General features: G+C 43.0%; 9 protein-coding genes. All 9 read left to right on the forward strand.

The genetic code is table 11. The features are described 5' to 3' along the window. The first annotated feature begins 77 nt into the window (after nucleotides 1-77). Entirely contained in the window at nucleotides 78-2,471 is a 2,394-nt protein-coding gene (locus BUC10_RS03275; protein WP_073176453.1) for a penicillin acylase family protein, read from the forward strand. 189 nt (nucleotides 2,472-2,660) lie between these two features. Continuing rightward, nucleotides 2,661-3,407, forward strand: coding sequence for a hypothetical protein (locus BUC10_RS03280; RefSeq protein ID WP_131819034.1), 747 nt, complete (start codon nucleotides 2,661-2,663; stop codon nucleotides 3,405-3,407). Further along, nucleotides 3,407-6,181, forward strand: a complete 2,775-nt coding sequence (locus BUC10_RS03285) for a TonB-dependent receptor (RefSeq protein ID WP_073176455.1) — start codon at nucleotides 3,407-3,409, stop codon at nucleotides 6,179-6,181. The genes BUC10_RS03280 and BUC10_RS03285 overlap by 1 nt, the downstream gene beginning before the upstream one ends. A 3-nt stretch (nucleotides 6,182-6,184) precedes the next feature. Further along, complete coding sequence (locus BUC10_RS03290) at nucleotides 6,185-7,384, forward strand: DUF4249 domain-containing protein (RefSeq protein WP_084732519.1); 1,200 nt, start codon at nucleotides 6,185-6,187, stop codon at nucleotides 7,382-7,384. Further along, nucleotides 7,381-8,598, forward strand: coding sequence for a DUF4249 domain-containing protein (locus BUC10_RS03295; RefSeq protein ID WP_073176457.1), 1,218 nt, complete (start codon nucleotides 7,381-7,383; stop codon nucleotides 8,596-8,598). Before BUC10_RS03290 ends, BUC10_RS03295 begins: the two co-directional genes overlap by 4 nt. Next, entirely contained in the window at nucleotides 8,595-9,818 is a 1,224-nt protein-coding gene (locus tag BUC10_RS03300) for a DUF4249 domain-containing protein (RefSeq protein ID WP_084732520.1), read from the forward strand. The genes BUC10_RS03295 and BUC10_RS03300 overlap by 4 nt, the downstream gene beginning before the upstream one ends. Beyond that, nucleotides 9,815-11,014 (forward strand): DUF4249 domain-containing protein, encoded by a 1,200-nt coding sequence (locus tag BUC10_RS03305; RefSeq protein ID WP_073176459.1) that lies wholly within the window; start codon nucleotides 9,815-9,817, stop codon nucleotides 11,012-11,014. The genes BUC10_RS03300 and BUC10_RS03305 overlap by 4 nt, the downstream gene beginning before the upstream one ends. Nucleotides 11,015-11,058: 44 nt before the next feature. After that, on the forward strand, nucleotides 11,059-12,210 hold the full coding sequence (locus BUC10_RS03310; RefSeq protein WP_165614847.1) for a DUF4249 domain-containing protein: 1,152 nt from the start codon (nucleotides 11,059-11,061) through the stop codon (nucleotides 12,208-12,210). A 35-nt stretch (nucleotides 12,211-12,245) separates the two neighbouring features. Next, the gene (locus BUC10_RS03315) at nucleotides 12,246-13,385 is read left to right on the forward strand and encodes a DUF4249 domain-containing protein (protein WP_165614848.1); all 1,140 of its coding nucleotides are present in this window, start codon (nucleotides 12,246-12,248) and stop codon (nucleotides 13,383-13,385) included. Nucleotides 13,386-13,391: the final 6 nt, after the last annotated feature.

The raw sequence follows: 13,391 nt of genomic DNA on the forward strand, positions 1-13,391 counted from the left end.
CTTCAGTTGTTTCATATTTTATGGGTAGGGGAAAATAGTTTACCTTAGAGTAACTATTTTAATTAACCAAAGCCCCAGTGAAAAAACTAAAGAGAGTACTTCTTGTACTTATCAGTCTGTTGCTTATTGTCTTAATTGGCGCATTCATAGCTGTCCAAACCCTTAAACCGGATTATAACGGAAATCAAACCCTGAACGGTCTTGAGAAGGAGGTAAGCGTCTATTTTGATGATTTCGGCATTCCTCATATTTACGCCTCATCCGAGGAAGATGCCTTTAGGGCGCTCGGGTATGTCCATGCCCAAGATAGACTTTGGCAAATGGAGTTGCTGCGACGGATTGCCAAAGGTAAACTTTCCGAGGTCTTCGGGGCAGATTTATTGGAAACCGATAAGTTCTTCCTTTCCTTGGGCATAGATGACCATTCCATCAATACGGTGGCCCAGTTGGATATGGAAAGCGAATCAGTTTTGCTTTCAAAAGCCTATCTGGATGGGATAAATCAATTTATCGAAGAGGGCCCTACACCTGTGGAGTTTTACCTGACCGGTCTGGAGAAACAACCTTTTCAACTCAACGATATTCTAGATGCCATGGGGTATATGGCCTTCAGTTTTGCCCAAGCCCATAAAACCGACCCTATGTTGACCGATATTAAAAATCGACTTGGGGAAAGGTATATTCAGGATTTAGCGGTCAATTCGGATACATCTACGGTATGGATAAAAAATTACAAAAACACGGTGCCTGATAGTTTGGAAACCGATATCGTGGCAACGGTATACAAAGCATTGGAAAAATTACCGGTGCCACAGTTCCAGGGCAGCAACAGTTGGGTGCTTGCTCCAGAAAAAACAAAGTCGGGCAAGGTCATTCTGGCCAATGATCCCCATATTTCCTTCGCCCAGCCCTCTGTTTGGTACGAGGCGCATGTGAGCACGCCCACGTATGAAAAATATGGCTATCATATTGGCGGTGTTCCATTTCCATTGTTGGCACATGACAGAAATATTGCCTATGGACTCACCATGTTCCAAAATGATGATCTCAACTTTTACAGAGAGCGGACGAACCCCACAGATAGCACCCAGTATTATGTTGAAGGAGCTTGGAGGGATTACGAAGTGGTTACAAAAGAAATTAAGATAAAGGACTCCGAGCCGGTTTCCTTTTCGTTCCGAAAAACAGGTCATGGTCCTGTGGTAAACAATATTCTTAAGCAGGTCCAAGGAGAGGAACCTATCTCCATGTCGTGGATCTATACCCAAATGGAAAGCAAGGTGTTGGATGCGGTCTATGGTATGAGTCATGCCAAGGAACTGGAAGAGTTCAAGAGCGCGCTCCCAAATATCCACGCTCCAGGCTTGAACGTCATGTACGGGGATGCCAAGGGGAATGTTGCATGGTGGGCATCCGCAAAGTTGTTCCAAATGCCCGATAGCTTATCAACAAAATTTGTTTTGGATGGAACCTCAGGTAAAGATGAGCCCGTCCGTTATTTGGATTTTTCTGAAAATCCAAGTGCCATTAATCCTCCATGGAACTATGTGTATTCGGCCAATAACCAACCCGATTCCATTGCTGGAATGCTGTATCCGGGATATTATTTACCAGAAAATAGAGCACTACGTATCGTACAACTATTGGAAAGTAGAAAGCAATGGGATAGAGAATCCACCTCGGAAATGATTTTGGATGCCACTTCTTTGGTTAATCCCGCACTGGTAACGGAGCTTATTAAGCTTCTGGATATATCCCATTTGACGGATGAACAACTTGTGGAGGTCGATAATCTTAAGAATTGGGACGGTACCTACAAATTGGATGGAACAAGTCCGGTGCTTTTTCACCGATGCGAGTATTTTGTTGCAAAGAACACTTTCGAAGACGAATTGGGGAAGGAAAAGTTCCAGCATTTCTTGGGGACACATCTTTTTAAAAGGCAGATTGCTTGGGGTGCTCAAATGCAAACAGGAGCCTGGTGGGACAATGTGCTCACCGATGACAGGGTGGAGACTCGAAGTGATATTGTTTTAAAATCATTTGCCGATGCCTGGGCTTCCCTTGTGGCCGATTTCGGACCTGACCCCTCCCAGTGGACTTGGGACAAGGTCCACACTTTGGAACACCCACACCCCATTGGACAGGTTGAAGCATTGCGCAGTTATTTTAATGTTGGCCCTTTTGCCGTAAACGGATCTAGGGAAGTTATTAATAACCTCACCTTTACCTACGATAGTACCTTAAATTATAAAGTTACGGTTGGACCCTCTACACGCAGAATCGTGGATTTTTCGGACATAGAAAATAGTATCAGTATCCTTCCAACGGGTCAATCTGGGAATCCATTCAGCAAGCATTATCGGGATCAGGCGCAACTTTATGTGGATGGAAAATTCCGAAAAATGATGATGAACGAATCCGAAATAAAATCCAGTTCAGAGTCGGTTCTTTTGCTAAGTCCAAACTAGCATTTCCTATCCTTGCAGTTCGTGTTAATATTACGTTAAACTATCATTAAAATTTGAGATTTTTAACGGAATGATTGAATATTCTTCATTTTTTAACACATATTTAGAATTACGCTTTTTAAGTGTTAATTTAGGAATGGCTAATTCAATACGATTGTCTTATCCCAGACATCAATCAAAAAGGTAACTATGTTTTTTATTAGGAATTACTTCAAGGCATTTATGCTCTTAGGGTTTCTTGTTTCCGCTTACGGACAGGATTCTTCAGAAATTGCTTACTACAATTATTTTGACCAGAAAATCGGTGTAGAGAATACGGGTTTGTATCAAGGGGTGGTATATGCCGAAAAGTATCGCACCATAAACGAGCTTACGCAGTTTTTCAAGACCCGGGATTTTCTACCTGGGAGTGTATGTTATGATGGTCAATGTTACTACGATCTGGATTTAAGATACGACGTGTTCGAAGATCAGGTTCTGCTAAAGCTTATTAGCAAGGCCGGTGGAGGAACCCTAAAACTTTTTAAGGATAAGATAGGTAGCTTTGAAATCGATGGTCACCAGTTCATCCGTTTAGATCAGAAGGACGCCACTGGTTTGAATGCCTATGGGTTTTATGAAATAGCCTATGATGGGCCTCGGTTCACCTTGTACTCCAAACCCACCAAAAAGAATTTTCAACGTAAGGACAGAAGGTCCCTGTATTATGAATTTCCTGATGGCCCTACGGAGCATGTGCTCTTATATAATGGCAATTACCATATCGTCAACTCAAAGAAAGAACAAGTTCAGGTCTTTCCCGACCTAAAGAAGGACATCGATAAGTTTTACAACCTTGCAAGAAGACTCAGAAAATCTGACCCAAATGGTTTTCACGTTGGTCTTATGAAACGCATCGAGTTGCTTTTGACCCAACCAAATAACACTTCCAAGTAATGAAAAAAAGTTTGCAATTCATCATGCTTCTAGTGGGCATGCAGTTAGGTATGGCACAAGATGCAATCCCTAGAATCTCCGTTTCCTTTACCAATGTGGAGGTGTTGGAGGCGCTTAACACGATTGAGGAAAAAACTAATTACAGGTTTTATTACTTGGAGGAATGGCTAGAGGATGTAAGGGTAACCGGTAGTTATGAAAACATGCAGGTTAGTTTAATACTGGACGACCTTTTTAAGGACACGGTGCTCAACTTTTACATAGACGCGAACAACAATATTTTTCTTTTGCAGAACAATCAAATCTATGATGCCCTACCAGATGACTTTTTTGGGGAAGAGGAGCAGCTCGCGGATGACGGACCCAGTTATGAAGACCTTGAGGATTTAGGGCCTTTGTTTGTTACGGATGAGGACAGTGGTGTTTCTAGGGGAATGCCGGTCGTTAAGATTGGAAAGGAAAATAGAAATAATAGACAGCGCACCTTTACCTTATCAGGAAAAGTTACCAATCTTAGAAATGGACAACCTATTCCGGACTTGGCCATTTTGGTGGAAGGTCAAGATATTGGAACCTCTACAAATTCCAACGGGAACTACAGCTTGCAATTACCTGTAGGGGAGAACATCATTAGAACCCAAGGATTGGGGATTCAAGATTCCAGGACCAAAATCATCTTGTACAACAATGGCACCTACAATTTTGATTTGAGTGAAAGTGTACAGGCACTTGATGAGGTTGTAGTGCAAGGAAACCTTGACAGGAATGTGGAAACGGCTCTCACAGGGGTTACCCTAATAGAAGTAGAGAAAATAAAGAACATTCCATTGGTGCTTGGAGAAAGGGATATTTTAAAGGCAGCGGTCACGCTTCCTGGTATTACCACAGCGGGCGAAGGTTCCGCCGGATACAATGTTAGGGGAGGTAGAACGGACCAAAACCTGATTTTGCTGGACAATGGGGTTATCTATAACCCATCGCATTTTTTCGGTATTTTTTCCGCAATCAACCCCTTTTCTACCGGAACGGCAGAAATCTATAAAGGGAATATCCCAGCAGAATTTGGGGGAAGACTTTCATCCGTTTTCGACATTACCACAAAAGATGGGAACACCCAGAAATTCTCCGGTGAGGCATCCATAGGCCCGGTAACAAGTAACATAGTCTTGGAAACTCCCATTGTTAAGGACAAGTCGGCGCTCTTGGTTGGTGGAAGGGCCACCTATTCCGACTGGATCCTTCGAACTTTGGATGATGAGCAATTGAACAACAGTACTGCTTCTTTCTTCGATGTAGTTGCCAAATACAATCATACCATCGATGACAAGAATGAGATAAAGGCAACGGGATATTTCAGTAGGGATAAATTCAGCATCACTTCCGATTCCATATTTGATTACAGCAACAGGTTGGTATCCCTAAAATGGGACCACAAGTTTAGTGAGAAGACCACGGGAAGTGTTATTCTGTCCAATAGCGAATATAAATTTGGTATCGAGTTCGATGGTGAATCCAATGATGATTTTGACCTAGGTTACAAAAACAATGAGACGGAGGTCAAGCTTAAAATGAAATACCTCCACAGCGACAAGCATAAATTTGATTTTGGTCTGTCCAGCAAGTTGTATGTGGTCAATCCAGGGGATATCGTTCCGCTGGGTGCCGAATCGGATGTGACTTCCTTGGTCATTCCCGAGGAAAGGGGATTGGAATCAGCAATTTTTGCTTCTGACAGCTACGAGGTCAACGATAAGTTGTTGATCGATGTAGGGCTTCGATACTCCTTTTATGCAGCTTTGGGGGCCTCTTCCCAGCGTATCTATCAGGACAACGCGCCGCGAAACAGCGGCACTTTGGTGGAGACCCAGGATTTTGACAAGAATGAGGTAATTGAAACCTATGGAGGGCCAGAGGCCCGAATATCTGCACGTTACTTTTTGGCACCGGACTTTTCTGTGAAGGCCAGTTTAAACAATGCATACCAATACATCCATACATTATCCAGCAACACCACGGTTTCTCCGACTGATACATGGAAGTTGTCTGACCTGAACATTGAACCGCAGGAGGCCTACCAGGCTTCGCTTGGGTTCTACAAGAATTTCGAGGGAAATAAGTATGAGCTTAGTTTGGAAGGCTACTACAAGCAGCAAAAGAACCTGTTGGATTATAAGGTGGGAGCGCAGTTGCTCTTGAACGAGGCTATAGAGACTGAAGTTATCCAGGGTGACGGTAAGGCTTACGGTATAGAGTTTCTAATGAAGAAAAACGAAGGAAAATTGAACGGATGGATTGGATATACCTATTCCCGTTCCTTTGTAAAATTGGATAGCCCCTTTGGTGAGGAACGTGTAAATAATGGAGAATTTTTCCCATCCAATTTTGATAAACCCCATGATATTAGCATGGTGGCTAATTACAAATTCACCCGAAGGTTTAGTGCGTCCGCCAACTTTGTCTATCAAACTGGTCGGCCTGTTACCTTTCCAATAGGTAGTTTCTCGTTCAATAATTCCGAGTTTGTGTTCTATAGCGATCGTAACAAATTCAGAATTCCGGATTACTATCGTTTGGATTTGAGCTTTAATATGGAAGGGAACCATAAGATCAAGAAGTTTGCCCATAGTTTTTGGAGTTTTTCCATCTATAACGTATTGGGAAGAAACAACCCATATTCAGTATTTTTTGTAACGGAGGACGGCGATATCAAGGCTTTCCAGAGCTCCATCTTCGCCATTCCGGTTCCAACGATTACGTATAACTTTAAATTCTAGAACATGCGCTCGTTAGCAAGGAGCATATGGATAGTTTTAGTGGGAGGATCCATTGGGTTTACCTCCTGCATAGACCCTTTTGATGCTGAAACGGGGGAGTTCGTCAGTGCCATAGTTATTGATGCCACCATTACTAATGAAAATGAGCATCAGACAGTTTACCTGTCCCGAACCTATAAGTTTGAAGAAGAAGGACCTGAAGCAGTTAGTGGAGCTCAGGTTACCATTGTTGAGAATGGCACTAATACTATCATTTTTACGGAAATGGAGGATGGGGAGTACCGCTCCCAACAACCTTTTGCTGCCCAACCTGGAAGTTCCTATGTGCTTAATGTTCAGACTGCGGAAGGCAATTTCTATGAATCCCAAAGTGCTTCGTTACCAGATGCAGTGGCTTTGGAAAGTGTATATGCCGACCGCATAACCAGCGATTTGGGCAAGGATGGAATCGCAATTTTTGTGGACAGCTTTGATGCCTCTGGCAATTCACCGAATTTCAGGTATGAGTTTCAGGAAACCTATAAAATAATCGCTCCACAATGGAATGCATTTGATTTACTGAGTACTGGAATTGAATGTGGGGTGGACATCATCCCGAAAACAGTTCAGAACCAAATCTGTTTTGCTTCCAACGTTTCCAATGATATTATTCTGGCCAATACGGCAAGTCTGGATGAGAACCGCGTACAACGGTTTATGGTGCGTTTTATGGACCGAAGCAACTACATTATATCCCATCGATATAGTATTGAGGTGACACAGTACACCCAATCGGATGAAGCAGCGGCGTACTTTAGTGCGCTAGATCAATTTTCAAGTACTGAAAGTATTTTCTCGGAGAGCCAGCCTGGTTTTTTGGTGGGCAATGTGTTTTCGAGGGAAGATACCGACGAAAAAGTATTGGGCTATTTTGATGTAAGTGCTGTGGATAGACAACGGATTTTCTTCAACTACTCAGATTTTTTTGAAGGCGAGGACTTACCTCCATACGTAAATCCATGTCGCACAATAGCCCCCATGCTAATTAGTCAAGGAGGAGCTCGCTGCATTTTAAGTGCGCTCGTAGACGCAGGTCAAGTAAGTTATTTTGATGTTAATGCTGATCCACCTTTTGAAGAGGGACCCTATTTGGTGGTACCTAGGGAATGTGGGGACTGTACGGTATTGGGATCGAATGAAACCCCTGATTTTTGGTCGGAATGATAAGAGAAAATAAAATAAAGAGTATACTGTTTTTAACAATCTTGAGCTTTATTGTTCAGGGCTGCATAGAACAGATAGATGTAACCTTTGAAGACTTTGAGAGTGCCATAGTTGTTGAAGCGACCATAACCGATAAAATGGAGGTGCAGCGCGTCTTTTTGACCCGCACTTTCGAATTTGAGGATGATGGGCCTTCTGCAGAATCCAATGCCAATGTTAGGGTAGTTGGGGGTGGTAATACTTATGTGTTTGCTGAGAGTTCTCCAGGGGTTTATCTATCAGAACAACCATTTTCAACTTTACCAAACACATCGTACCAACTTCAAATCAATACACAGAATGGTCGATCCTACAGTTCCGAGGAAGAGGAGCTTACCCAGACAACCCAGATAGATGAGGTCAAGGCGATAAGAACCACAAACAGTTTTGGGGAAGAGGGAGTTGCCATTTTGGTTGATAGTTTTGATCCTACAGGGAATTCCGTAAACTACAGGTACCAATACGAGGAGACGTATAGGATTATTGCACCGTTTTGGTCTCCCCAAGAGTTGGAACCCGTTCCTTTGGCTGAAGCGACGGAGTTATGCCAGGTGCGCGTTGTTCCCGATGTTGTTTCACAGCAAACTTGCTTTACCACCGATTTTTCCAAAGCCATCATCCAGACCAATACCAGTGATTTGGACGAGGACCGTGTTAGCAATTTTAGGGTACGGTTTATAAGTCGACAAAACTATATCATTTCCCACCGCTACAGTATTTTGGTGAGACAGTTTGTACAGTCCAACGCGGCATTCAGTTTTTACGAAACTCTAAACGAGTTTGCGGGAAATGATAGTTTCTTTTCGCAGACCCAACCTGGATTTTTGCAAGGAAACATATCGTCTGATACCAACGAAGAGGAACGGGTTTTAGGTTATTTTGATGTGGCGTCAGTGCAAGAGGAACGTCTGTTTTTCAACTATGAAGATTTGTTTCCGGGGGAGGATTTGCCTCCCTACATTGACCCATGTGTGCAAAACGCCCCGCCCCTTATTGCTAATGGAGAGCCACCAAGATGTGTGTTGCGAACACAGATAGAACTTGGTTTGGTGAGTTATACCGGTAACAATGATAGCCCTGGAGATTTGGAAGGACCCTATTTTATAGTGCCGAAGATTTGTGGGGATTGTTTAGAACTTGGATCCGTGGAAGTTCCAGATTTTTGGGTAGAATGAGAGAACGAGGCTCAACATATAAGGTCGTTTATGTGGGCTGCTCATTGGCAGTTCTAATGTTTAATGGTTGCATTGAACCCATTGAGGTAACATTTGAAGATTTTGAGAGTGCCCTAGTGATAGAGGCCACTATAACGGATAAAATGGAGCTGCAACGGGTTTTCTTGACAAGAACTTATGAGTTTGAACAAGATGGTCCTTCCTCAGAATCCAATGCAAGTGTGCAGGTTGTTGGTGGAGGCAACACCTATATTTTCAATGAGAGTTCGCAGGGCGTGTATGTCTCACAGGAACCTTTTGCTGCCATTTCCGGTACAGCGTACCAATTGCAAATCACAACCCAAGATGGACGTTCATATAGCTCTGAAGACGAAGAATTGACTCAGGCCACCCAGATTGACGAGGTAAGGGCAGAGCGTATAACCAATGATTTCGGAGAAGAGGGTGTTGCCATTTTAGTCGATAGCTTTGATGCAACCGGAAATTCGGTGAACTATAGATATCAATATGAGGAAACGTATAAGATAATAGCGCCTTCTTGGTCGCCTTTGGATTTGGAAGTAGTTCCTCAGAATGAAGCCACAGAATTTTGTCAAGTCCGAATAATTCCGGATCTAGTATCCGAACAAACTTGTTTTTCCACAGATTTTTCCAATACCATCATCCAGACCAATACCAGCGATTTGAACGAGGATCGTGTGAGCAATTTTTTGGTTAGGTTCATTAGTCGCCAGAATTACATCATATCCCATCGATACAGTATTTTGGTAAGACAATTTATACAGAGCAATGCGGCCTATAATTTCTATGAGACCCTCAATGAATTTTCGGGCAACGAAAGTTTCTTTTCGCAAACACAACCTGGTTTTTTGGAAGGCAATATAGCATCAGACAGCAACGAAGAAGAAAAGGTGTTAGGGTATTTTGATGTTGCATCTGTTCAGGAAAATCGCATATTTATTAATTATCAAGATTTGTTTCCAGGAGAGGACTTACCTCCCTATGTGGACCCCTGTATTCCGACCTCACCACAGATTCAGACGGAGAGTGTTCCTCCCAGATGTGTTTTAAGTGCTCAGGTAGCGGCAAATGTAGTTCGATATGTAGGAAACAATGATAGCCCAGGGGATTTGCAAGGCCCATATTTTGTTGTTCCGAGGGTTTGCGGTGATTGTGTGGAAATTGGAACAGTGGAACCACCAGAATTTTGGATTGAATGAAAACAATAAAGACGACATATAAGGTATGGACCATAATCGCAACAGTGTTGCTTTTTTATGGCTGTATTGAACCGTTTAATGCCAAGTTTGAGGACTTTGAAAGTGCTTTGGTCATTGAGGGAACCATAACCAATGAGCTAAAGCAACAACAAGTCGTGTTGAGCCGAACCTATGAATTTGAGGATGATGGACCCGAGCCAGAGACTAACGCCTCGGTAAATGTTATTTCAGGGGATGGTGGAAATTTTGATTTTCAACACATTGGGAATGGGGTTTACCTTTCCTCCCAGGCCTTTGCGGCACAACCGGGTATTGACTACGAACTACAAATAACGACACAAGATGGGCGTAATTATGGCTCAGGCCAAGCTCAGCTGACTGCGGCAACCGCAATTGACGCTGTCAGGGCGGAGCGAATTACCAATGATTTGGGAGAAGATGGTATGGGAATCTTTGTGGATAGTTTCGACCCAACCGGAAGCGCAAAGAACTATCGTTATGAATATGCGGAGACCTACAGGGTAATTGCACCTACTTGGACACCAACTTCATTGATTGGGGATCCTGCAGGGGGTTGCGCTGTTTTAAAAGTGCCTAATGAAACGGATGAGCGAATCTGTTATCCAACCCAAAACTCCACTGCCATTATTCTTACCTCCACGGAAGATTTGGAAGAGGATAGGGTCAGTAATTTTATGGTTCGGTTTATTAACAGAAATAACTATATCATTAGCCATAGATACAGCATTCTGGTAAGACAGTTCGTCCAATCCAACGAAGCTTATACCTTTTTTGAAACCTTGAACGAACTATCAGGTTCGGAAAGTCTTTTTTCTCAGACCCAACCCGGATTTTTACAGGGAAATGTCTTTTCAACGGATAATGAGGATGAGCGGGTTTTGGGTTATTTTGACGTGAGTTCAGTATCCGAAACCAGACTGTTCTTTAACTATGATGATTTTTACCCAGGGGAGGCACTACCTCCTTATGTTGAAAACTGCAGACCCAGCGCGCCGCCCATTGCATCTCCGGGAGGATGCGTATTAAGACCTATTTTAGAGTCAGGAGCCGGTATTTATGCCGCAGATAATGGCGAACCGGCACTTGGCGAGGGGCCATTTTTTATTGTAACAAGAGTATGCGGAGACTGCAGTGAGTTGGGTACTTCGGAAATTCCTGAGTTTTGGACTGAATGAGAAAATGGGTAAAAACATACCTGTCTAGATGCAGCATTTTTCTAATGCTAATTTGCTATGGCTGTATTGAGCCCTTCAATGCGGTATTTGAAGATTTTCAAAGTGCCTTGGTCATTGAGGGAACCATTACGAATGAATTGAAATTGCACCAAATCGTATTGACAAGAACTTATGAATTTGAAGCTGATGGACCTTCGCCAGAAACTACGGCGAACGTAAGGATAATTGCTGGAGATGGGACTACTTTCAGTTTTGAACATGTTGGGGACGGGGTTTATGTTCCTTCCGAAGCTTTTGCCGCCCAATTTGGGGTCGATTATCAGTTAGAGGTGGACACACAAGATGGAAAAAGCTATGCTTCGGAGGTTGTACAACTGACCAGCAGCACATCAATAGACGACATAAGGGCTGAGCGTATCATCAACGACGATGGTCAGGATGGTATGGGTATTTTTATAGATAGTTTTGACCCAACAGGCAGCTCGGTAAATTACCGGTATGAATTTATAGAGACCTATAGGGTAATCGCGCCGGAATGGTTTTCTGATTCCTTGATAGGCGATCCTGAAGGAGGTTGTGGGGTAATACGAATTCCCAATAGAACAGATGCCCGCATCTGTTACCCCACAGATTTTTCCAACGCACTTATTTTAACCTCAACAGCCAATCTAAATGAGGATAGGGTAAGCAATTTCATGGTTCGCTTTGTAAACAGAAACAACTATATTATTTCACATCGATACAGCATTTTGGTACGCCAATTTGTGGAATCGAATGACGCATATACCTTTTTCGAGACACTAAACGAATTCTCAGGCTCGGAAAGTCTTCTTTCCCAGACGCAGCCAGGGTTTTTACAGGGTAACATTTTTTCTAAAGATGATGAAGATGAAAAGGTGTTGGGCTTTTTCAATGCAAGTTCGGTTTCGGAGAAGCGCTTATTTTTTAATTACGATGATTTTTATCCAGGGGAGCGTTTGCCGCCCTATGTTGAGGATTGCAAGCCAAGTTCTCCGCCAATCGCCAGTACCGGAGGTTGTATTATAAGGCCCATTTTAGAAGCGGGCATAGGGGTGTATGCAGGAGATAATCCGGAGCCTCGAGTTGGGCAGGGACCTTATTTTATTGTATCTCGTGTCTGTGGGGATTGTAGCGTACTGGGACCAGAAGAACAACCAGATTTTTGGATTGAATGATAAAAAGGCCAATTACATATTCACTTATACCTTACATGGTGCTACCGCTACTTTTTTACGGTTGTATTGAGGAGTTTAGTGCAAAGTTTGTGGATTTTGAAAGTGCCTTGGTGATTAATGCCACTATTACGGATCAGTTAAAACAGCAGGAAATACAATTATCCAGAACCTATAAGTTCAGTGATGAGGGCCCCGAAGGTGAACAGAACGCCCAGGTGTGGGTCACCTCGGCAGATGGAACTCGATTTGACTTTCAAGAGGGGGAAGCTGGAACGTATCGTTCAGAGATGGCATTCGCTGCCGTTCCCAACACCGATTACACCCTTTCCGTAACCACTCAAAATGGAAGGTCTTATACCTCAAACACCGCAAGATTGTCCGGTTCCACCCAATTGGACACCTTGTATGCCGAACGTATAACCTCGGATTTAGGTGAGGATGGAATGGCAATTGTTATTAGCAATTCTGGTGACCCTGAAAGTTCTGGATACTATCGCTACGAGTACGAAGAGACTTATAAAATTATAGCGCCTAGATTTGTGGGTCGGGATTTGGCGATAAACCCAGATGGGGGTTGGTTGTTTCCAGAAAGGCCATTGGATGAAAAGGTTTGCTATACCACGGATTTATCGAGCCAAATTGTTTTGGCGGATACAGAAGATTTGGATGAAAATCGACTGGAGCGTTTGATGGTTAGGTTTATAAGTAGGGATAATTATATAATTTCACACAGGTATAGCGTTTTGGTGCGCCAATATGTGCAATCTTTCGAAGCGTATAACTTTTATGAGACCTTGAATAATTTTTCGGCTCAAGAAAGTCTTTTTTCGGAAACGCAGCCAGGATTTTTGGAAGGAAATGTATTTTCCCGGGACAACAAGGAGGAAAAGGTATTGGGGTTTTTTGATGTTTCCACAGTACATGAAAAGAGGATTTTCTTCAATTATGAGGATTTTTTTCCCGGCGAGCCACTTCCCCCATACGCGGACCCTTGCGGAACTTCAACTCCCCCTGAAGATAAATTATTTAATCAGGTAGATTTGAACTTGATAAAATATATAGATACGAATCCAGAACCGGGACCATTTGCGGGACCTTATATTATTACGCCACGTATTTGCGGGGATTGTACGGTTTTGGGTATACCCGAAGTACCGGAATTTTGGACCGAATAAAATTAT

Origin of the sequence: Flagellimonas flava, assembly GCF_900129665.1 — a bacterium.
Classification (GTDB): Bacteria; Bacteroidota; Bacteroidia; order Flavobacteriales; family Flavobacteriaceae; genus Flagellimonas; species Flagellimonas flava.

What these genes read in the sequence shown, in the direction of transcription:
- BUC10_RS03280 (WP_131819034.1), top strand. Translation starts at nt 2,661, where the DNA reads ATGTTTTTTATTAGGAATTACTTCAAGGCATTTATGCTCTTAGGGTTT.
- BUC10_RS03285 (WP_073176455.1), top strand. Translation starts at nt 3,407, where the DNA reads ATGAAAAAAAGTTTGCAATTCATCATGCTTCTAGTGGGCATGCAGTTA.
- BUC10_RS03290 (WP_084732519.1), top strand. Translation starts at nt 6,185, where the DNA reads ATGCGCTCGTTAGCAAGGAGCATATGGATAGTTTTAGTGGGAGGATCC.
- BUC10_RS03295 (WP_073176457.1), top strand. Translation starts at nt 7,381, where the DNA reads ATGATAAGAGAAAATAAAATAAAGAGTATACTGTTTTTAACAATCTTG.
- BUC10_RS03300 (WP_084732520.1), top strand. Translation starts at nt 8,595, where the DNA reads ATGAGAGAACGAGGCTCAACATATAAGGTCGTTTATGTGGGCTGCTCA.
- BUC10_RS03305 (WP_073176459.1), top strand. Translation starts at nt 9,815, where the DNA reads ATGAAAACAATAAAGACGACATATAAGGTATGGACCATAATCGCAACA.
- BUC10_RS03310 (WP_165614847.1), top strand. Translation starts at nt 11,059, where the DNA reads ATGCTAATTTGCTATGGCTGTATTGAGCCCTTCAATGCGGTATTTGAA.
- BUC10_RS03315 (WP_165614848.1), top strand. Translation starts at nt 12,246, where the DNA reads ATGGTGCTACCGCTACTTTTTTACGGTTGTATTGAGGAGTTTAGTGCA.